19 protein-coding genes are annotated in these 20,473 nt (G+C 64.9%); 12 read left to right on the top strand and 7 right to left on the bottom strand.

Annotation, left to right across the window (positions count from 1 at the left end; all coding sequences use genetic code 11):
* Positions 1-27 precede the first annotated feature (27 nt).
* From ACL02S_RS09810 to hisN, 6 genes are all read right to left on the bottom strand, one after another.
* Complete coding sequence (locus tag ACL02S_RS09810) at positions 28-621, bottom strand: DinB family protein (RefSeq protein ID WP_412802003.1); 594 nt, start codon at positions 619-621, stop codon at positions 28-30.
* Between the two features lie 63 nt (positions 622-684).
* Positions 685-1,089: a hypothetical protein gene (locus ACL02S_RS09805; protein ID WP_412802002.1), complete on the bottom strand. Its 405-nt coding sequence runs from the start codon at positions 1,087-1,089 to the stop codon at positions 685-687.
* Positions 1,090-1,312: 223 nt separating this feature from the next.
* Positions 1,313-1,543, bottom strand: a complete 231-nt coding sequence (locus tag ACL02S_RS09800) for a WLR motif membrane protein (RefSeq protein WP_412802001.1) — start codon at positions 1,541-1,543, stop codon at positions 1,313-1,315.
* A 67-nt stretch (positions 1,544-1,610) separates the two neighbouring features.
* The gene (locus tag ACL02S_RS09795) at positions 1,611-2,732 is read right to left on the bottom strand and encodes a metallophosphoesterase (RefSeq protein ID WP_412802000.1); all 1,122 of its coding nucleotides are present in this window, start codon (positions 2,730-2,732) and stop codon (positions 1,611-1,613) included.
* A 69-nt stretch (positions 2,733-2,801) separates the two neighbouring features.
* Positions 2,802-4,691, bottom strand: a complete 1,890-nt coding sequence (gene recQ, locus ACL02S_RS09790; RefSeq protein WP_412801999.1) for a DNA helicase RecQ — start codon at positions 4,689-4,691, stop codon at positions 2,802-2,804.
* Between the two features lie 409 nt (positions 4,692-5,100).
* A complete protein-coding gene (gene hisN, locus ACL02S_RS09785; protein ID WP_412801998.1) occupies positions 5,101-5,895 on the bottom strand; it encodes a histidinol-phosphatase in 795 nt (264 codons plus the stop codon).
* Between the two features lie 210 nt (positions 5,896-6,105).
* Between hisN and prfB the strand changes: the two genes are divergently transcribed.
* From prfB to ACL02S_RS09730, 11 genes are all read left to right on the top strand, one after another.
* Positions 6,106-7,218, top strand: coding sequence for a peptide chain release factor 2 (gene prfB / locus ACL02S_RS09780; RefSeq protein WP_412801997.1), 1,113 nt, complete (start codon positions 6,106-6,108; stop codon positions 7,216-7,218).
* A gap of 29 nt (positions 7,219-7,247) precedes the next feature.
* On the top strand, positions 7,248-8,108 hold the full coding sequence (locus ACL02S_RS09775) for a mechanosensitive ion channel family protein (RefSeq protein WP_412801996.1): 861 nt from the start codon (positions 7,248-7,250) through the stop codon (positions 8,106-8,108).
* A 16-nt stretch (positions 8,109-8,124) separates the two neighbouring features.
* Positions 8,125-8,250, top strand: coding sequence for a hypothetical protein (locus ACL02S_RS09770; protein ID WP_412801995.1), 126 nt, complete (start codon positions 8,125-8,127; stop codon positions 8,248-8,250).
* Between the two features lie 94 nt (positions 8,251-8,344).
* A complete protein-coding gene (gene ftsE, locus ACL02S_RS09765; RefSeq protein ID WP_412802100.1) occupies positions 8,345-9,025 on the top strand; it encodes a cell division ATP-binding protein FtsE in 681 nt (226 codons plus the stop codon).
* Positions 9,025-9,930: a permease-like cell division protein FtsX gene (gene ftsX, locus ACL02S_RS09760; protein WP_412801994.1), complete on the top strand. Its 906-nt coding sequence runs from the start codon at positions 9,025-9,027 to the stop codon at positions 9,928-9,930. Before ftsE ends, ftsX begins: the two co-directional genes overlap by 1 nt.
* Before the next feature lie 406 nt (positions 9,931-10,336).
* The gene (locus ACL02S_RS09755; protein ID WP_412801993.1) at positions 10,337-11,728 is read left to right on the top strand and encodes an acyl-CoA dehydrogenase family protein; all 1,392 of its coding nucleotides are present in this window, start codon (positions 10,337-10,339) and stop codon (positions 11,726-11,728) included.
* A gap of 31 nt (positions 11,729-11,759) precedes the next feature.
* Positions 11,760-12,989, top strand: coding sequence for an acyl-CoA dehydrogenase family protein (locus tag ACL02S_RS09750; protein WP_412801992.1), 1,230 nt, complete (start codon positions 11,760-11,762; stop codon positions 12,987-12,989).
* 252 nt (positions 12,990-13,241) lie between these two features.
* Positions 13,242-14,867, top strand: coding sequence for an acyl-CoA synthetase (locus ACL02S_RS09745; protein WP_412801991.1), 1,626 nt, complete (start codon positions 13,242-13,244; stop codon positions 14,865-14,867).
* 164 nt (positions 14,868-15,031) lie between these two features.
* On the top strand, positions 15,032-16,690 hold the full coding sequence (locus ACL02S_RS09740) for an acyl-CoA synthetase (protein WP_412801990.1): 1,659 nt from the start codon (positions 15,032-15,034) through the stop codon (positions 16,688-16,690).
* 141 nt (positions 16,691-16,831) lie between these two features.
* On the top strand, positions 16,832-17,395 hold the full coding sequence (locus tag ACL02S_RS09735) for a hypothetical protein (protein WP_412801989.1): 564 nt from the start codon (positions 16,832-16,834) through the stop codon (positions 17,393-17,395).
* A gap of 408 nt (positions 17,396-17,803) precedes the next feature.
* Positions 17,804-19,240 (top strand): PepSY-associated TM helix domain-containing protein, encoded by a 1,437-nt coding sequence (locus ACL02S_RS09730; protein ID WP_412802099.1) that lies wholly within the window; start codon positions 17,804-17,806, stop codon positions 19,238-19,240.
* A gap of 231 nt (positions 19,241-19,471) precedes the next feature.
* Here the strand turns inward: ACL02S_RS09730 and ACL02S_RS09725 are convergent, their stop codons facing one another.
* Positions 19,472-19,972 (bottom strand): ArsI/CadI family heavy metal resistance metalloenzyme, encoded by a 501-nt coding sequence (locus ACL02S_RS09725; protein ID WP_412801988.1) that lies wholly within the window; start codon positions 19,970-19,972, stop codon positions 19,472-19,474.
* Between the two features lie 100 nt (positions 19,973-20,072).
* On the opposite strand from ACL02S_RS09725, the gene ACL02S_RS09720 reads away from it, so the two are divergent.
* Positions 20,073-20,432, top strand: a complete 360-nt coding sequence (locus ACL02S_RS09720) for an Rv2640c family ArsR-like transcriptional regulator (RefSeq protein ID WP_412802098.1) — start codon at positions 20,073-20,075, stop codon at positions 20,430-20,432.
* Positions 20,433-20,473 lie beyond the last annotated feature (41 nt).

Raw genomic sequence — 20,473 nt, 5'->3', positions numbered from 1 at the left:
GGTCAGCACACTGCCTGGACCCATCGGTCAGCCGAGTCCGGCGGTCCGCTTCGCGGCGTCCTCCAGCTCGGCCCTATGGCGCTGCCACCACTTCGGGTCGCTGGTGGACATATTGTCGTTATCGGCCAACAGGCCGGTGGCGCCGTCGACGAGCTCGCGGATGATATCGGCGTGTCCGGCATGTCGGTTGGTTTCGGCGACCACGTGTACCAGAATCCGGTGCAGGGTGACGATTCGCTGATCTTCCGACCACAACGGAACCGAACCTTCGGCGGTGAGATCGAGACTGTCGATCGTGGCATCGGCATGTGCCCAAGCCCGACGATAAAACCCGATAATGTCCGCACGCGACTCTTCGGCGGTGGCCCACATATCGGCAGTGGGATCGGCAGCGAAATCCTGTTCGGCGATAGGTTCATCGTATGGGCGGCCGAAAGTATCACCGAAGTAGCCGAACTCGATGAAGCCCAGGTGTTTGACCAGGCCGAGCAGATTCGTCCCTGTGGGAGTCAAGGGTCGGCGAACGTCGTACTCGGACAGGCCGTCGAGCTTCCACAGCATGGCTTCGCGGGCATAGCGCAGATAGCGGTGCAGATCCGATTTCAGGTCAGAGCCGGTCATATCGGACAGTCTGCCGAAAAACCCTGACATTCCCGACCGGTTTTCCGGACTCGGCTCGCTGGATCAAGGGTTACGTGACGGCTGTCCGGGATCAGCTCCCTCCCGCTTCTCACCTTGCTTCCCCTGCTCGGAATCCGGATCAACCTTGTCCGCGCGCTCCCACTCCATATCCAGTTCACTTCGCGAATCCGCTGCCTCACTGCGACGCAGCTGCGCCTGCTCGGCGAGCTGCTCGGCCTGGGCCGCTTTGATCTCACTTTCCGCCTTTGCCGCCCTGCTCCTGGCAGCAGCCTCCTTCGCCTGCGCTTCCTGCCGACCGACCTCGAATTCCCGCTCCGCCGCGCGGTCACGGATACCCTCGGCTTCGGCCCGCTGATGCTCGCGCCGTCGGCGCATCACTACCCATGCGCCGACCACAAGCGCAACAACGGCGACGATCACGATCACGATCACAACGGTGGTGCTCATCCTTCGACTCCTCGCACTCACCCCCAGTTACCCTTACGCCATTCGGCTACCCCGGAACTGCGGATATATGCGATCGGATGCCTGAATCCGATCCCCAAGCGGCAGGATCGGGCCCCCACGGATCGCTCGATGTGTTCTTCGGCCCGGTGCGGCCATGGGGAGCCCGATGCCGACGCGCGGGAACGCGGGATGACCGGGCCGAGTTCATCGGCACGGATCGCTCTTACTGCAACACGATGTAGAGCGCGAGCACGGCACAGAACGCGACCAACAGCACTATGGTCGACACCCGCGGCACCCCGCGCCTACTCGGTCGGCGACGACGCAACCACATGCTCTCCACTACCGGATCCGGCCTGCCTCGGACCTGTGTCGGGGCATCCGGAGCGTCGCCGCCCGTCTCGTTCTCCGAAAGATCGTCACCTTCATCGCTCGAACCCTCGTCCGGTGCCATAGCCAGCACGTTAGCCGCCGCGACGACAGTATGCCCTGGTTCGGCGCGTACCGTACCCGGACGAAAATCAGGCGAGCCTGCGCTGGAATGCCTCGACGGACGCGCCGGTCGCCGGATCCACGGTATGGACGCCCACATCGGCCCGGTCGGAGGTGAGTTCGAGCACCATGAACCCGAGTTCGTGGTAGTTCTCGTACAGTGCGGCATTGTCTGTCCTGGTACCTGACCCGCTGCTCGATCCACTGGACCCGCTGCTCGATCCGCTGCCCTGAGGCTTGGCCCCGACCGTCTTCGCGGCGGCGCCGCAGACGATCTGCCTGGTACCCACCGAAGCCGCGCTCGGCTCCAGCACCTGCAGCGTGTGGTCGTGCCCGGACAGAATGAACTGGCATCTACCGACTACATGGTCTTCCATGAAGCGCTTGACGTGTACACCATTGGCCCATTCGAGCGGCAAGCCATCGTAGGAGCCCGCGTTACCGTGCGGGCCGTTGCTCAGATACGGATGATGGGTACAGGCGATTTTCCAGGTCGCGGTCGACTCGGCGAGAGCGCGATCCAACCAAGCGCGTTGCTCGTTCATGAACGGACCGTCGACTGCCCAATAGGGCAAGAAGACCGGCGGTAGATAGGCGGCCAACGGGTTGAGATCGAGCACGAAGAACTCGACCACCGGGTTGTGCTCCGGAATCCGCACCGAGTAGTAGCGGCTCGGCATCCACCAACGCTGTGAGTCGGCGTGGTACTCCACTTCGGTGTTGCCCCGCCGCAGACAGCCGCCATCGCCGGGAAGAACCGAGCTGTTGTCGTGGTTGCCGAGCACCATCAGCCACGGGAAATCCAACCCCGCGTTGGGCTGCTCGAATTTCTCGGCGAACTGCGGGTCGTCGACGTTCTCTGGGCCGTGATCGTAGAGATTGTCGCCGAGGCCGAGCGCCAGCGAGAACGGTTCGCGGCCGTGCAGCGTGCGCATCGCGTCGGCGACCGCCCATTGGGTCCTGGTTCCGGTGCCCGCATCGCCGGTTACCAGAACTCGCAGTCGGCGGTCATCCGGGAGGGGAAACTTGGTGACCCCCTCCGCCACCGGTACCGCTTGCGCGGGCGTGCGGCCGAGCAGAGTCGCGCCTGCCGCGAGTGTGGCAGCACCGGCCAAGAACTCCCGGCGCCCCACTGTGTAGTTGTCACTCACCATATTCTCCGCAGTCGTACACGGCCCGCCGGGCGACCCTTCTCATCTGTCGTGTGACACGGTAGATGATCAAGCTTCGGCGAGTACTCCGATTACGTGTTCTCCGTATTTCGCGAGTTTGTTCTCACCGATGCCGCTGACCTCGCCGAGCTGGGCGAGGCTGGTGGGTTTACGTGCCGCGATCTCGCGCAAGGTGGCGTCGTGGAAAACGACGTAGGCGGGAACGCCCTGCTCCTTCGCGGTGGCCGCGCGCCACGCGCGCAGCTTCTCGAACAGCGGCAGATCGGCGGCGGCCAGCTCGGTGGCCGCGGACTTGGCTGCGGCGGACTTGGCGGCCTTCGCCGCGCGGGCAGGCTTGGCCGCCCGTTCCGGTTCCCGGCGCAACATCACCTGCCGTCCGCCGAACAACACCTCGTTACTGGCCTCGGTGAGCGTCAGCACACCGTAGTCGCCGCGTACCGCCAGCAGGCCGTGGGCAAGTAATTGCCGCACCACACCGCGCCATTCCGTATCGCGTAGATCGGTGCCGACGCCGAATACCGTCAGCTCGTGGTGGTCGTACTGCAGGACCTTCTGGTTCTTCTTACCGAGCAGGATGTCCACGATATGACCCGCGCCGAAACTCTGGCCGCGTTCACGCTCCAGCCGAAGTATCGCCGACAGCACCTTCTGCGCGGCCACAGTGCCGTCCCAGGACTGTGGCGGCGACAGGCAGGTGTCGCAGTTCCCGCATGCCGAGCCCGGCTCACCGAAATAGGCGAGTAGCTGGGTGCGGCGGCAGCTCACCGTCTCACACAGCGCGAGCATCGCGTCCAAATGCAGTTGGAGCTGGCGGCGGTGGGCGAAATCGCCGTCGGAGGCGTCGATCAGCTTGCGCTGCTGGACCACGTCGCTCAGGCCGTAGACCATCCACGCGGTGGAAGGCAGGCCGTCCCGACCGGCCCTGCCGGTCTCCTGGTAGTACCCCTCCACCGATTTGGGCAGGTCGAGATGGGCGACGAAGCGCACGTCCGGCTTATCGATGCCCATGCCGAAGGCGATGGTCGCCACCACGATCAGCCCGTCTTCCCGGAGAAACCGCGCTTGGTTCGCCGCGCGGGTGCGATTGTCCAGGCCCGCGTGATAGGGCACGGCAGTGATGCCGTTCTCGGTGAGGAAGGCGGCGGTCTTCTCCACCGAGTTGCGCGAAAGGCAGTAGACGATGCCCGCATCGCCAGGATGCTCGGTGCGGATGAATTCCAGCAGCTGGCGCTCGGGGCGGTTCTTCGGCTCGATCCGGTACTGGATATTGGGCCGATCGAAGCTGGACACGAAACGGCGGGCCGAATCGAGGTCGAGGCGCTGGATGATCTCGTCACGCGTCTTCGCGGTCGCGGTCGCGGTCAACGCGATACGCGGTACATCAGGCCACCGCTCGTGCAGCACTGAAAGGCCCAGGTAGTCGGGCCGGAAGTCATGTCCCCACTGGGAGACGCAGTGCGCCTCGTCGATGGCGAACAGCGCGACCTTGCCCCGATCCAGTAGCCGCGCGGTCGACTCCAGGCTCAACCGCTCCGGCGCCAGGTACAGCAGATCGAGCTCGCCTGCGACGAACTGCGCCTCCACCATGCGCCGCTCATCCGGGTACTGCGTGGAGTTGAGGAAGCCCGCACGCACGCCGAGGGCACTGAGCGCGTCCACCTGGTCCTGCATCAGCGCGATCAGCGGCGAGACCACCACGCCGACGCCGGGGCGCACCAGGGCAGGTATCTGATAGCACAACGATTTGCCGCCGCCGGTCGGCATGAGCACCAGCGCGTCGCCACCTGCGATCACATGGTCCACGATCGCGTGCTGTTCGCCACGGAAACTGTCGTAACCGAAGACTCGACGTAGAACCTCTTGCGCGGCAAGGAATCCAGCATCGGCATCGGAGGTATCGCCGATCGCTACCCCGGCGAGATCATCAGGGGGAGTCACCCGGCCCATCCTAGAGGCGCTCGGACTCGCCTGTACCGGCGCGGTTCGGCGTTCCCCCTGCTCGACCGCACGCTTTCCCCACTGTGGATAGCCGAATGCGCGCTCCCGGTACAACCGACCGGGTAACTTCGGACACCTGCAGCGTTTCGGATGTCGCCGGGTAGCTGGGCGCACGCACTCGCAGAAAGGGAATTCGTGATCGACGTGCTCGAATCGGCGCCTATGGCGGCGGCTACCGCGATGGATGCCGAGGATATCGCGGCTGAGGGATCGACTGGCCGGATGGATGGTCGACAACGGCATCCAGCAGTGGCTACCAGGAGAATATCCGGCAGCGCTCGTCGCCGACGAGGTGGCGCGAGGTGAATGGCTCGTGTGGCGTGATGAATCGGCGACGCCGCGCTATCGGTCAGCCACGCAGGCGGTGCAGGACCTGATCGTGGAGCAGGCCGTTGCTGGCGATGGCGTCGCCGCCGTGCGGACCCGGCGCACCGGCCAGCGAGGAGAAACGGCCGCCCGCTTCGCGTACGAGGATGTCAAGGGCGGCCAGGTCCCACAGCGATACCTCCGGTTCGGTGGCGATATCGACAGCACCTTCGGCGAGCAAGCAGTAGCTGAGGAAATCGCCGTAGCCACGCACCCGCCACACCTCATCGGTCAGCGCGAGGAAGTTCTCGCGCAGACCACGCTCGCGCCAGCCGGACAGACTGGAGAACGCCAGGCTGGCCGAATCCAGCTCGCCGACGGCGGAGACCGCGATCCGCTCGGCCACCTGCGCATCGAAGCTCGACCACGCGCCCGCCCCTAGCGCGGCCCACCAGCGCCGGACCAGCGCGGGCGCGCTCACCACGCCGACGACCGGCTGCCCGTCCTCCAGCAACGCGATCAGCGTCGCCCAGATCGGTACCCCGCGCACGAAGTTCTTGGTGCCGTCGATCGGGTCGACCACCCACTGCCTGCCACGGAATTCGGCGGCGCCGCCGAATTCCTCACCCAGCACCGAATCCTCCGGCCTTGCCTCCGCCAACACCCGCCGGATCTCCTGCTCTACCGCCAGATCCGCGTCCGATACCGGCGTCAGATCCGGTTTATCGTCCACCTTCAGGTCCAGCGCACCGAAGCGCGCCCTGGTAATGCCGTCGGCCGTATCGGCCAGCCGCAGGGCGAGGTCGAGATCCGACGAGTACGAGGAGTGCGCAGCCACGTCCCGCACCCTATCGGCCCGGTCGTCCCTGCCACGGAGCCGGACCGGTATGGGGCCGGACCGATGGCGAACCGCAGCTCGTATCGGCAGCAGACCGCCTGGCCTCGGGCGGACTGTCCGCGCCGCCACTCCCCCGATCCGCTGCGTGCTCGATCACCCCACACGCACTCATGTGCTACAGCCACCGAGGGCCAGCTAGGCTTGACGATCGTGCATCCCGACGTTTCCGCTGATCTCGCCGAACTCGACGCCACCCTCAAGACGGTCGAATCGGTGCTCGACATCGACGAGCTACGCCGTCGTATCGACGAGCTCGAGCACCAGGCCGCCGACCCCGAGCTGTGGAACGACCAGGACCACGCTCAGCGGGTCACCAGCGAGCTCTCCCATGCCCAGGGTGAGCTGCGCCGAGTCGAGGAGCTGCGGCAACGGCTCGATGATCTGCCGGTGCTCTACGAACTGGCCGAGGACGAAGAAGGCGAGGCCAGGACCACCGCGCTCGCCGAGGCCGATGCCGAGCGCGCCGCGCTGCACGGTGATGTGGAGGCGATGGAGGTCCGCACGCTGCTGTCGGGTGAGTACGACAAACGCGATGCGCTGGTGAACATCCGCTCCGGCGCGGGTGGCGTCGACGCCGCCGACTGGGCACAGATGTTGATGCGCATGTATGTCCGCTGGGCCGAACGGCACAAGTATCCGGTGGAGATCTACGACACCTCCTACGCCGAAGAGGCCGGGATCAAGAGCGCCACCTTCGCGGTGAAGGCGCCCTACGCCTACGGCACGCTGTCGGTGGAGATGGGCACGCACCGTCTGGTGCGGATCAGCCCGTTCGACAACCAGGGCCGCCGCCAGACCTCCTTCGCCGAGGTCGAAGTGCTCCCCGTGGTGGAGACCACCGACCATATCGAGATCCCTGAGACCGAGATCCGGGTCGACGTGTACCGATCCTCGGGGCCTGGTGGTCAGAGCGTCAACACCACCGACTCCGCGGTACGGATCACCCACCTGCCGACCGGCATCGTTGTGACCTGCCAGAACGAGAAGTCCCAGCTACAGAACAAGATCTCGGCCATGCGCGTGCTGCAGGCCAAGCTCTTGGAACGCAAGCGGCAGCAGGAACGTGCCGAGATGGATGCGCTGAAGACCAACGAGGGCGCGTCCTGGGGCAATCAGATGCGCTCCTATGTGCTGCACCCATATCAGATGGTCAAGGACTTGCGGACGAACCATGAGGTCAACAATCCGTCGGTGGTGCTGGACGGTGAGATCGACGGGTTCATCGAATCCGGTATCCGCTGGAGAATGGCGCAGAGCTCATGAGGCGGCGGATGCGGGAACGGGTCCACTAGATGGAGGTCGTGGAAGTCCAGGCGATCGCCTCCACCGGTTTCAGCACCTGGTTACGCGGTTCCGGCCTGGAGATCGTGCTGCTCATCCTCGGCGCGATACTGTTCAGCCGGTTCGCCACCTTCATAAGGGACCGGGTCACCAGCAAGATCGATGCCGGCTTCCACAGCAGCGACGCGCTGGTACGTACCGAGGCGGCCAAGCACCGCCATGCGCTGGCCCAGGTTATCACCTGGGTGGTGCTGACCATCGTCTACGTGCTGATCACCATGGAGGTATTGCGGCGGCTCGGCTTCGCCGTGACCGGGTTGATCGCGCCTGCCGCGGTACTCGGCGCCGCCCTCGGCTTCGGCGCGCAGCGTATCGTGCAGGACATTCTCGCCGGGTTCTTCCTGATCACCGAACGGCAGTACGGTTTCGGCGATGTGGTCCAGATCTCGGTGGCCGGGGCCGCTGGGCAGGCCGAGGGAACAGTCGAGGATGTTACGCTGCGGATCACCACCTTACGCAACGCGGACGGTGAGGTGATCACCGTGCCCAACGGGCAGATCGTCAAGGTCACTAATCTGTCGAAGGATTGGGCGCGCGCCGCGATCGATGTCCCGGTAGCCGCCAGCGCCGACATCAACAGGGTCAACGAAATCCTGCACGAGGTGGGTCGCGAGGCGTACCGAGACGCTCGCCTCGAACCGCTACTACTCGACGAGCCCACCGTCATGGGTGTGGAAGACCTCACTGTCGATCAGATGAACATCCGAATGGTCGCTCGCACGCTACCGGGTAAACAGTTCGACGTCGGACGCGAACTTCGGGTGCGAGTGGCCGCAGCATTGCGCCGAGAGGGGATCAGTGCGGCCACGTAGATCCACCGCGATCCTGATGACAACCTGGATCGCCACATTCGTGCTGTACGTATTCGTCAAACCAGAGGCAACGCCACAGGGTCCCGCCACCCTGGTCGACAAATTCCCCGCGGCGGCGGTTACCGGACCACCCGGCCAGTGAACTGGGCTGGAGCGGAGTGCCGCCCGGTCGTCTGCCATGGTTGACAACCCTGAATGTATGTGATTACTGACTACACTGGCTCCTCGTGATCACCATGCGGAACGTGACCAAGTCGTACAAGACCTCGACGCGACCCGCGTTGGACAACATCACGGTCGACGTCGGCAAGGGCGAGTTCGTCTTCGTCATCGGACCCTCCGGCTCGGGGAAGTCGACCTTCATGCGGTTACTGCTGCGGGAGGAGTCGCCCACCGCGGGTGAGATCACCGTTGCCGACTTCCAGGTCGACCGGCTACCCAGCCGCAAAGTGCCCCAGCTGCGCCAGCGCCTCGGATGCGTCTTCCAGGATTTTCGGTTGCTGCAGCAGAAAACGGTCTACCAGAACGTCGCGTTCGCACTGGAAGTGATCGGCAAACGGCGCCAGTTCATCGACCGCACCGTCCCCGAAGTACTCGATATGGTCGGCCTCGGCGGGAAGGCCGATCGGCTGCCGACCGAGCTGTCCGGCGGTGAACAGCAGCGGGTGGCAATCGCCAGGGCCTCGGTGAACCGGCCACTGGTGTTGCTGGCCGACGAACCGACCGGCAACCTCGATCCCGACACCAGCGCCGACATCATGCTGCTGCTGGAGCGGATCAATCGGATCGGTACGACAGTGGTGATGGCCACCCACGACAACCACATTGTCGACGCGATGCGCAAGCGGGTAGTCGAGCTCGATCACGGGCGTCTGGTCCGTGATGAGGCGACCGGCGTCTACGGGGTCGGCCGGTAATGCGCGCGAGCTTTCTCTTCGGTGAGGTCTTCGCGGGGCTGCGCCGCAATGTCACGATGACCATCGCGATGATCCTGACCACCGCGGTCTCCCTCACCATGCTCGGTGGCGGCCTGCTCGCCGTGCGGATCGCGGACAAAACCGAGCAATACTTCCTCGACCGGCTCGAAGTCCGGCTGTATCTGACCGAAGATATCTCGGCCGACGACCCGGATTGCTCGCAGGAGCCGTGTCGATCGCTCATGGCGGATCTGAAGGCGACCGCGGGCGTGGAGTCGGTGCAATTCCTCAATCGGGAGGAAGCGGTCAGGGAAGCCAAGGAGAAAACCTTCAAAGACCAGCCCGAGCTGGCGAAATATGTGAGCGAGACGCCACTGCCCGCCTCACTGCGGGTGAAGATGGAAGACGCGCAGCTGTATCCGACGATCTACGCGGACTTCCACGACCGGCCCGGCGTCGGCATGGTGCGCAATGACAAGGACATCGTGGACCGGCTTGTCAGCCTGTTCGACGGGCTGCGTAATGCGGCGTTCGGCCTAGCGGTGCTGCAGGCACTGGCCGCCTTGCTCTTGATCGCGAACATGGTGCAGATCGCGGCGTTCACCCGGCGTACCGAAGTCGGCATCATGCGATTGGTCGGGGCTACCCGCTGGTACACCCAGTTGCCGTTTCTGCTGGAGGCGATGGTCGCGGCATTGGCCGGTTCGGTACTCGCGGCACTCGGCCTGCTCGCTGCCAGACCGCTGATCATCGATCGTGCCCTCGGCGACCTGTTCGCCAGCAAGGTCTTCCCACATATCACCGCCGACGACATTGTGATGACCGCGCTGGTCATCGCCCCGGTCGGGATCGTATTCGCTGCCCTCACCGCCTATGGAACGCTGCGATACTACGTCCGCGAGTGATCGTTTTCCTCGAGTCTCGAGTGATAACCGCCTCGAGTAATGGGCCGCCGACGCTGCCGAGCCGGGATCCGGCGGCGCCTGATCGCCTATGGCCGGACCCATTCCATACGCGCTGAAAGCCACAGGCGCGCCGAAACGTCCGGTGAGCGCCGCTGAGACGCCTGCGGCCGATGCCGAGCGGGCCGTCATGCCTGTGTCCGGCCACCCACGGGCTCACACTGCGTACAGCGGGAACACAGACTTCGGTCGATCGGGCTCGAATTCCCTCGTGAGCTCGATCGAGAACTCGTCGCGTGGTCGGCCGTAGCCCGCATACCTCGCAGTTTCTGCATCTCGACGCTCTTCTTACTCTGGAGTAAGATAGGTCCGGATAGATCGCACCAATAACACCCGAGAAATACAGGTGATGATGAGTACTCGAGACAGCGCAACGAAGCGACGTCCAGATACGTCCGCAGTCGGGCTGCACCAGCCCAAACGAGACTGGATGGGTGCGGCGATGCGGGTCATGACCACCTTCACCGGGTCCGACCTCGCCGAGAAGTACAACCTGCGCAAGCCGATCGAGCGCGTCACCTACGAAGGCGCCAAGACCGGCTTCCGCACACTCGGCGCCGCGACCCGCGCCTTCGCCAAGGTCGCAGGCACCGGCACCCCGCAGCGGCTGGCGGCCACCGACGCGAAGACCAAGGACTTCTTCGACCTGACACCGACCGACGAACAGCAGATGATCGTCGAGACGGTACGAGAGTTCGCCGGCGAGATCCTGCGCCCGGCCGCTCCCGAAGCGGATAGCGCCGCCAAGGCGCCGCTCGACCTGCTCGAGCGGGCCGCCGAACTCGGCATCACGGTGATCAATGTTCCCGAAGAACTCGATGGCGCGGCCTCGGAGCGCGGTGCGGTCACCAACGCACTGGTCGCCGAGGCACTGGCGCACGGCGATATGGGCTTGGCCCTGCCCATCCTCGCGCCGAGCGGCGTCGCGGTCGCGCTGGCGCAATGGGGAAACGACGCACAGCAGAAGACCTACCTGCCCTCTTTCGCCGGTGAGAACGTGCCGCAAGCCTCGGTGGTGATCAGTGAGCCACGCGCACTGTTCGATCCCTTCGCGCTGCAGACGAAAGCGCGGCGCTCGCCGAGCGGCTATCGCATCTCCGGGGTGAAGAGCCTGGTACCCGCCGCGGCCGACGCCGAACTGTTCTTGGTCGCCGCGGAACTGGACGGCCGTCCCGCGCTGTTCATCATCGAATCGGACGCGCCAGGCCTGATCGTGGAAGCCGACCCGAGTATGGGGCTGCGTGCCGCTGGTCTCGGCCGGTTGATCTTGGATGACGTTATGGTCGGCACCGATGCCATCCTCGGCGACGGCGACGCGAGTACCCGCGCCGAGGACTACGCCGACGCCGTACGCTTGGCTCGGCTCGGCTGGGCCGCGCTCGCCACCGGCACCGGCCGAGCGGTGCTGGACTACGTGATTCCCTATGTGAACGAACGGGAAGCGTTCGGCGAACCGATTTCACACCGCCAAGCGGTGGCGTTCATGGTCGCTGATATCGCGATCGAGCTCGACGGACTACGGTTGGTGACCCTGCGCGGCGCCTCCCGCGCGGAGCAGGGCCTCTCGTTCGGCCGGGAGGCAGCGCTGGCCAGGAAACTCGCCACCGATAAGGGTATGCGGATCGGCCTCGACGGCGTCCAGCTGCTCGGTGGTCACGGCTTCACCAAGGAGCACCCGGTCGAGCGCTGGTATCGCGATCTGCGGGCCATCGGCATCGCCGAAGGCATCGTGCTCATCTGACCTGCCGCTGTCGTTTTCAGGAGACTTCACCATGATCAATCTCGAACTCCCCAAGAAGCTGCGGGTCAGCTCGAATCAGGCCTATCAGGTCGCCAAGGAGATCTTCCGCCCGATTTCGCGCAAATACGATCTCGCCGAACACGCCTACCCCGTCGAACTGGACGCCATGGCCGCCATGATCGAGGGCTTGGCCGACTCCGGCACCCAGAAGATCGGCGGCGCCTCCGGCGGCAGGGCCGAGGAAACCGAAACCGATCCCCACGCCACTGAGCTGCTCGGAAACACCAACGGTGGAAACATGTCCGCGTTGTTGAATGCGCTGGAGACCTCCTGGGGTGACGTCGGCTTGATGTTGTCGATTCCCTACCAGGGCTTGGGCAATGCCGCCATCGCCGCCGTGGCCACCGACGATCAGCTGAAACGCTTCGGTAAGGTCTGGGCCTCGATGGCGATCACCGAGCCGTCCTTCGGTTCCGACTCCGCTGCCGTGTCCACCACCGCCGTGCTCGACGGCGACGAGTGGGTGCTCAACGGTGAGAAGATCTTCGTGACCGCCGGCCAGCGCTCGACCCACATCGTGGTGTGGGCGACACTCGACAAGAGCCTCGGCCGGGCGGCGATCAAATCGTTCGTGGTGCCACGCGACGCCCCTGGTCTTTCGGTGGCCCGGCTCGAGCACAAACTCGGTATCAAAGCTTCCGACACTGCTGTGCTCTTGCTGCAGGACTGCCGGATTCCGAAGGACAATATCCTCGGTAATCCGGAAGTCAACGTGGAGAAGGGTTTCGCGGGGGTCATGCAGACCTTCGACAACACCCGTCCGCTCGTCGCCGCGATGGCGATCGGAGTCGCCCGCGCCGCACTGGAGGAACTGCGCTCGATCCTGACCGCCGCGGGAGTCGAGATCTCCTACGACACTCCGGCGAACAACCAACATGCCGCCGCTGCCGAATTCCTGCGGATGGAAGCCGATTACGAGGCCGCCTATCTGCTCGCCCTGCGTGCGGCCTGGATGGCAGACAACAAAAAGCCCAACTCGCTCGAAGCATCCATGTCCAAGGCGAAGGCGGGCCGCACCGGCACCGATGTCACTCTGAAAGCGGTCGAACTGGCCGGTGCCATCGGCTACTCACAGCGCACGCTGCTGGAGAAGTGGGGCCGCGATGCCAAGATCCTGGACATTTTCGAAGGCACCCAGCAGATCCAGCAGCTCATCGTTGCGCGCCGGGTCCTCGGCAAGACCAGCACCGAGCTGAAATAGTCTGGCCGGCTGTCGAGCCGGAGCCCGCGGCAATGCCCGCGGGCTCCGGTAGCCAGGTCGGCTCTTTCGTCCGATCCGGCGTGGCGATAAGCCTCGCGGTACGTGGACGCGCGGTCCATTCGACACGACGAGTTGCATTTGCCCGATTTTACTGTGATCTGACACACTTCACCCTGCTACGGTGACTACTGACACGCCATCCTGGTTTGCTGGGAGCAAGTACGGGCGTGCGGGTTTGTGGAGGTGTTCGACATGAAGATGGCCCACGCACTAGAGGCTGTGCAGGCGCTACGCGTGCTGTCCGACCATCGCATCATCGATGTCCGGAGTCCTAGGGAGACCCTGCGGACGATCAAGGAATCGAAGATCCTCGGCCCGCAGGCATCGATACTCCGGCACTCCACGCGAATGACGCCGGATGCGCCCGCACTCACGGACGAGGCGGGCACGCTGACCTATCGCGAACTGGACGATCAGTCGACCGCGATCGCGCAGGGACTGCGTGCGGCCGGTATCACCGAGGGCACGGTGATCGCCGTGCTGGCACGCGACCACCGTGGCCTGATCCTGACCATGGCCGCCGCGGGCAAGCTCGGGGCACGACTGGTGCTGATGAACACCGGGTTCGCCAAACCGCAGTTCGCCGAGGTATGCCGACGCGAACAAGTCAAGGTAGTGCTGCACGACAGTGAGTTCCTCGGCCTGCTCGACGCCCTGCCCCCCGAACTGCCGCGCTACCTGACCTGGGTAGACGAGGGCACCGAAGTGCCAGATGGCGAGAAGACGCTCGACGACTTGGTCACGGCCGGCTCCACCGACCCGCTGCCGACACCGAGCACCGCGGGCGGCTTCATCATTCTGACCAGCGGCACCACTGGCTTACCGAAAGGCGCTCCACGCAGCAAGGTCTCCCCGTTCGCCACGGCACAATTGATCGATCGCATCCCATTCCCACGGGGTGGTGCGCAGGTGATCGTGTCACCCATCTTCCACAGCACGGGGTTCGCGGCGTGGGCGGTCGGCACGGCCTTGGGCAACAAGGTGGTGGTGCGCCGTCGTTTCGACGCCGAGGCGACGCTGCGGATGATCTCCGACCACAAGGCGGAAATGCTGGTGGCAGTGCCGACCATGCTGCACCGGATGATCGAACTGGACCCGGCGATCCGGGCAAAATACGACACGTCCTCGCTGAAGGTGATCCTGCTCGCCGGCTCGGCCCTGTCACCCGAACTCACGATCAGGGCCACCGAGGTATTCGGGCCCGTGCTCTACAACCTCTACGGCTCCACCGAATGCGCCGTGGCGAGCGTCGCCAATCCACGCGATCTCGCCCTGGCGCCGGGTACCGCGGGCCTGGCGCCGGTCACCTGCGAGATCCGGCTCTACGATGACAACGATCAGCAGGTCACCGCGAGCAACACCACCGCGCGCATCTTCGTTCGCAGCGGCTCTCCTTTCGAGGGCTACACCGACGGCAGGAACAAACAAATCATCGACGGCTACATGTCCAGCGGTGATGTCGGTCACTTCGACGAGCACGGCTTGCTCATGGTCGACGGTCGCGACGACGACATGATCATCTCCGGCGGAGAGAACGTCTTCCCGCAGGAGGTGGAGCACCTGCTGCTGGAGCGGCCCGATATCTTCGATGCCGCCGTAGTCGGTGTCGACGACCCCGAGTTCGGAAAACGCCTGCGCGCCTTCGTCGTCCCGGAGCAGGGCTGCACGCCGGACGAAGCGGAGATCAAGGCGTATGTCAAAAGCAATCTGGCGCGCTACAAGGTACCGCGTGAGGTGATCTTCCTCGACGATCTGCCCCGCAACCCGACCGGCAAGCTGCTGCGCCGGGTACTGGTGGAGTACGGGAACCAGGCCTGATCCGAGCCGAGCACCCGATCGTTCCCCGCGAGTCCGAATTCCTGAGATAGATACCACATTCGGTGCTGTTCGCTTGCTACTGTCAGCACCAGCACTAACCCCTGTCACTGCGGTCCACACCACTCGGGGGGCTACCCAGTGGTGCCGCCGGAAGGTTGTCTTCGATGTCTCTCCCCTTCCCCGTGCTGGGCGAAACCGCCCGCAAAGCGGGCGATTTGGCGCTCGGCGTGAATGTGATGTTCAAGCGGAAGTTGTTCAACCCGCTGCGTCCCGACCATATGGCGCGGTCGGCGTTCAACGTGCTGAAGTTCGGCCCGTTCGCCGGTGTCGTCATGCATGCCGCGCAGACCAGAGCGAACGCCACGGCGATCATCGATGAACGTGGTGCGCTGACCTTCCGCCGGCTCGACGAGCAGTCCAACGCCTTGGCGCGCGGACTGCAGAGCACGGGCATCGAACCCGGCGATACGGTGGCGATTCTGGCACGTGACCACCGAGGCATGGTGCTGAGTTTGCTGGCCACGGGCAAGCTCGGGGTGCGCGCAGTGCTGATGAACACCGGCTTCGCCAAACCACAGTTCGCCGACGTGGCCGAACGGGAACAGGTCAAAGCCGTATTGCACGACAGCGAGTTCATCGACCTGATGAGCGCGATCCCCGCCGAGATCCCGCGTATTTTCACCTGGGTCGACGCGAAGGACGCCGTCGATGCCGCGACCCCGACCGTAGACACACTGTGCGAGAAGCACACCACCGCACCATTACCCGCGCCGGCCAAACCCGGCGGTGTGATCATCCTGACCAGCGGTACCACCGGCACTCCGAAAGGCGCACCGCGCGATCGGGTGAACCCTTTCGCCTCGGCGCAATTCGTCGACCGGATACCGCTGCCCTGCGATGGCACCATGATCATGGCGGCACCGGTCTTCCACGGCACCGGTCTGTCCCAGTTCACACTCGGTCTCGCACTGGGTAACCGGGTGATCTTCCAACAGCGCCGCTTCGATCCGAAGCAGACCTTGGCCAATATCGCCGAGTACCAGGCCGATTCGCTGGTCGTTGTGCCGACCATGCTGCAGCGCATCCTCGATCTCGGCGATGATGTGCTGGCCGAATACGACGTCAGCAATATCAAGGTGGTCTTCGCGGCAGGATCGGCCATCCCCCCGGATGTGGTGACTCGGACACTGGACTACTTCAACGACAGCCTGTACAACCTGTACGGCTCCACCGAATGCGCGGTGATGACGGTCGCCACTCCCGGCGATCTGCGCACGGCACCGACCACCGCGGGCCGGGCACCGGTCGGCATCCGCATCGCACTGCTCGACGAGAACCGCAAACCCATCACTCAACCGGATGTCACGGGAACCATCTTCGTAGACAACGGCTTCGCCTTCACCGGCTACACCGACGGCCGCACCAAGGAGATGGTGAACGGCATGATGTCCAGCGGTGACGTCGGTCATTTCGATGCCGACGGCCTGCTCTACATCGATGGCCGCGACGACGACATGATCGTCTCCGGCGGCGAGAACGTCTTCCCGCTCGAAGTGGAGAACCTCCTCGCGGGCCGCGAGGATATCTTCGAAGCCGCAGTGGTCGGCGTCGAGGACCGCGAGTTCGGCAAACGTTTACGGGCCTTCGTCGTCCCCAGCCCGGACTGCGCGCGGGATCCGCAGGAGATCAAAGATTATGTCAAGGCCAACCTGGCTCGCTACAAGGTTCCACGCGAGGTGGTCTTCCTCGATGAGCTGCCGCGCAATGCCACCGGAAAACTGCTGCGCAAGGCGCTGATCGAGATGGAGGTCGAGGCGGGCTGAGCCGCACGTCCACGGCGGTGCCGGCAGCGCGGCAGGCGTCTGCCCGCACCGCCGAATCGTTTCACCTGGAGCCGATACCTCTCGCGGCATCCGGCGTACGATACGTAAATTCACTTGTAGTTCGTCAGCTATTATCAGCGGATGATTCTCGAGTTCGACCGGTCTGCCGCGCCGTGCCGCGGCGCTGCCGCGCGGCTGCGCGGCGGTTCGGCCGGTGCGATCTCGGCTGCCGTTTCCGTTGCGGCACACGGCTGGACGACCGGCGGAAAGCTGCCGGACACCACCGCACTGTCACTACTCGCCACCGCCTCCATTGTGACCGGTGTCATAGTGGCGGGCCGGGGCGCCGAACGGCGTAGCTCCGGCGGACTGATCGCTGTGCTCCTGGCCGGACAGCTGCTCGGCCATCTCGCCATGGGATTCAGCTCGGGACACCTGCACCACGGTGATCTCCAGCTGTCGCCGACCATGCTCATCGCGCACCTGTTCGCCACCATCGTGGCCGCCATCGCGATCCGCGGCGCGGAGAACGCCTATCGAATCGGGACCGCGGTGCTGGCCCGGGTACTTCCGGCACGCCACACCCCACCCGTCGCCGCACACCACGTACCCCTGCGTACCACCTATCGCGACCGCGCCATTCTCCGGGTACTGGCCACCGAATCACTCCGCACGCGCGCACCGCCAGTGCCGGTCGCCTGCTGAGCTTTCCCGCCCGCACTGCCCTGGCAGATGTCCCGCGCGTACCGCTCGGCGCCACCACCTCTCATCGTGGAGCACAACGGTGCCACATAATCCCTAGACATACGGGCCATTCCGGCCCGCCGAATGCGCATGCCCGCCACACACATCTGTGTGGTGAGTTCCCGGCTGCGCGAAATGACTGTGCCCACCTTTCCCCGGCGGGCGCATCCGGCATGGCCAGGTATCCACGATGCGCACGCCGGTCGGCTACCGACCGCGCGCTACCCCACCGCCACGGCGCCCCGCGCCGACCAGCTATCCGGACGACGGCTCGTACCCTCCGGGGTCCCCGCGTCAGAAACGAAACAACCAGTGAGTACATCAGAAACAACGACACCAGCCCCCGACGCGCCTACCGCACCCGCGGCAATGGCGGAATCCGCCACCGAACACCGGCCGAGGCCACGGAACAACCTGTCCGCACTGGCCATGCGGTTGCATTTCTACGCGGGCGTCTTCGTCGGCCCGTTCCTGCTCATCGCCGCCGTCACCGGCGCGCTCTACGCGATCGCGCCGACCGTCGAGTCGATCATGTCCCGAGATCTGCTGACGGTCAGTCCGAGCGGAACACCGAAATCGCTGGCAGAGCAGGTCGGCGCCGCGGTAAGCACTCAGCCGGATCTGCAGGTGGCCGCGGTCGACCCTGCGGCAGGCCCGAAGGACACCACCCGCGTATTGTTCAGCGACCCCGGGCTGGACGAGTTCGAACAGCGCGCGGTGTTCGTCAACCCGTACACCGCGGAGCCGGTAGGCGATTCCGTCGTATACGGCAGTTCGAGAGCACTGCCGCTGCGCACCTGGATCGACGGATTGCACCGCGATCTGCATCTGGGCGAGCCAGGACGGATCTACAGCGAGCTCGCCGCATCATGGCTGTGGATCATCGCCCTGGCCGGCCTGGTCATCTGGGTGCGCCGGGTACGTAGCCGCCGCACACGCAACAGCTGGGCTTGGCTGTTCGCGGCCGATCGTTCGCTCGCCAAACGTGGGCGCACCATGAATTGGCACGGCGCGGTCGGCATATGGGTGCTCCCGTTGGCCCTGGTGCTATCGGTGACCGGTATGACCTGGTCGACCTACGCCGGCGAGAATATCGCCGAGCTCCGCAAACAACTCAGCTGGACCACTCCCGCAGTCAGCGCCGCGCTGCCAGGAGCCAGTGCGGCCGGAGCCACCGCACCCGAGCACGATCACGGTTCCGGCTCGCACGACGCAGGCGCCACGGTACCTGCGCCCACCGCGGTGGCCGACCGGATCGCACAGCTGGACCTGGTGTACGCGACCGCCAAGGCCGAAGGCATCACCCGGGCTGCGGAGATCACCATTCCGGCCACGCCGGAGAAAGCATTCGTGGTGAAAGAGCGCCGGATACCCGGCACCTACACCGTCGACGCGATCGCCGTCGACGGTGCGACCGGTACGGTCATCGACCGGCTGCCCTATGCCGAATGGCCGCTGATGGCCAAATTCACCAACTGGGGCATCCAGTTCCATATGGGTCTGCTGTTCGGGCTGCTCAACCAATTGTTGCTGCTCGCGGCGATGATCGGACTGATAACCGTCATCGTGCGCGGCTATCTGCTGTGGTGGCGTAGACGACCAGCTCGTGACGCGGGACAGTTCACCTTCGGCCGGGCGCCACGACGCGGCGCATGGCGTAAGACCGCGCCGTGGCTGCTCGTACCACTGCTGCTCGCGGCCTTGGTGATCGGCTGGTTCGTCCCGCTGGTCGGGGTGAGCCTGCTCGGCTTCCTCGTGATCGATGTCCTGATCGGTCTCGTCGGACGGGCACGATCCGCCGCATGAGCACGGCTTCGCCCGGCGCGAGAGTCCCGTAACACACGCGCCAGGCGAGCAGGCTCCGGCCACTACGGCCGAATTCGGTGAGCGGTCCACGCTGTCGGTGTCGTGATTTCACCACCTGGCGTGGACCGCTTCGCCGCCTCGTCCCGCACTGTGCGTACCCCTGCTGAATCGCCTGGCCGCGACGAGCTACGGTCTCCTAGCCGACCACGTGACCGCAGCACCCGAGCACGGTCAGCCGCAGCAAGCGGCGCCGGAGCCAACCGCGTCCTGTTTCGCGGCGCTGCCGCAGCAAGCGCCCTCGGCAGCGGCCTCATCCGCGGTGCCGCAGCATGGCTCGGCAGTGTCCGCCGGCGCGGTACCGAAGGTTTCGCTATCGGCGAGGACGGTATACACCTCCCAGCGCTCCTGACCCGGCGCGGTGACCCAGACCTTGTCCTGTGTGGCGAAGCAACAGGTGGTCGCGATCTGCTCTTCGGTGAACAGCCCTGCCTCCGATAAGCGTGCGATCTCGGCGTGGACCTGCTCCGAGGTCTCGACCTCGATACCGAGATGGTTCACGCTGCCACCCTGGCCGGGATTCTCGATCAGCACCAGCTTCAACGGTGGCTCGGCAATCGCGAAGTTCGCATAACCGGGCTTGCGCTTGGCGGGCTCGGCACGAAATAACGTCGAGTAGAACCGTACGGCCTGCTCGATGTCGTCGACATTGAGGGCGAGCTGGATCCGGGACATGACTACAACCTCCACTTGTGTGACTTATATCGAAGAACTAGCACCGTCGAGTGTGGTCACCTCTTCGACATATGTCAATACCCCCGGTATTGTTGATCTCATGCCCAAGGCGTTACCCGTCATCGATATGTCCGCACCCCTCTGCTGCCCGCCGGTCGCGGCGGGGCCGGTGGACCAGAACTCCGCGCTGGAGGTGGCGCTGCGTTTGAAAGCGATTGCCGATCCAGCGCGGGTCCAGCTGCTGTCTCTGCTGCTGACCAGCCCGGATGGGCAGAAGAACAGCGGCGATCTCGCCATGGCTGTCGGATTGTCGGAATCGACGGTCAGCCATCACCTCGGCCAGCTACGCAAGGCAGGCTTGGTCGAGTCCGAGCGTCGGGGCATGAACACCTTCCATCGAGCCCGTCGTGACGCATTGGCCGCACTGTGCACTGTGCTGGATCCGAACTGCTGCCGTTGAACTCATCTGGAACCGAATTCGGCGTGGACCCGGTATCCGGG

Source organism: Nocardia spongicola (assembly GCF_047200775.1).
Lineage (GTDB): Bacteria > Actinomycetota > Actinomycetes > Mycobacteriales > Mycobacteriaceae > Nocardia.
The sequence above is the reverse complement of the archived record's forward strand: the minus strand, read 5'-3'. Positions and strand labels throughout refer to the sequence as shown.

Coding starts and splice junctions, on each gene's coding strand:
- ftsX (WP_412801994.1), top strand. CDS start 9,025: ATGCGCGCGAGCTTTCTCTTCGGTGAGGTCTTCGCGGGGCTGCGCCGC.
- ACL02S_RS09745 (WP_412801991.1), top strand. CDS start 13,242: ATGAAGATGGCCCACGCACTAGAGGCTGTGCAGGCGCTACGCGTGCTG.
- ftsE (WP_412802100.1), top strand. CDS start 8,345: ATGCGGAACGTGACCAAGTCGTACAAGACCTCGACGCGACCCGCGTTG.
- ACL02S_RS09805 (WP_412802002.1), bottom strand. CDS start 1,089: ATGAGCACCACCGTTGTGATCGTGATCGTGATCGTCGCCGTTGTTGCG.
- ACL02S_RS09750 (WP_412801992.1), top strand. CDS start 11,760: ATGATCAATCTCGAACTCCCCAAGAAGCTGCGGGTCAGCTCGAATCAG.
- ACL02S_RS09735 (WP_412801989.1), top strand. CDS start 16,832: ATGATTCTCGAGTTCGACCGGTCTGCCGCGCCGTGCCGCGGCGCTGCC.
- ACL02S_RS09770 (WP_412801995.1), top strand. CDS start 8,125: ATGACAACCTGGATCGCCACATTCGTGCTGTACGTATTCGTCAAACCA.
- ACL02S_RS09810 (WP_412802003.1), bottom strand. CDS start 621: ATGACCGGCTCTGACCTGAAATCGGATCTGCACCGCTATCTGCGCTAT.
- ACL02S_RS09775 (WP_412801996.1), top strand. CDS start 7,248: ATGGAGGTCGTGGAAGTCCAGGCGATCGCCTCCACCGGTTTCAGCACC.
- ACL02S_RS09725 (WP_412801988.1), bottom strand. CDS start 19,972: ATGTCCCGGATCCAGCTCGCCCTCAATGTCGACGACATCGAGCAGGCC.
- ACL02S_RS09720 (WP_412802098.1), top strand. CDS start 20,073: ATGCCCAAGGCGTTACCCGTCATCGATATGTCCGCACCCCTCTGCTGC.
- ACL02S_RS09740 (WP_412801990.1), top strand. CDS start 15,032: ATGTCTCTCCCCTTCCCCGTGCTGGGCGAAACCGCCCGCAAAGCGGGC.
- ACL02S_RS09730 (WP_412802099.1), top strand. CDS start 17,804: ATGGCGGAATCCGCCACCGAACACCGGCCGAGGCCACGGAACAACCTG.
- ACL02S_RS09800 (WP_412802001.1), bottom strand. CDS start 1,543: ATGGCACCGGACGAGGGTTCGAGCGATGAAGGTGACGATCTTTCGGAG.
- ACL02S_RS09755 (WP_412801993.1), top strand. CDS start 10,337: ATGATGAGTACTCGAGACAGCGCAACGAAGCGACGTCCAGATACGTCC.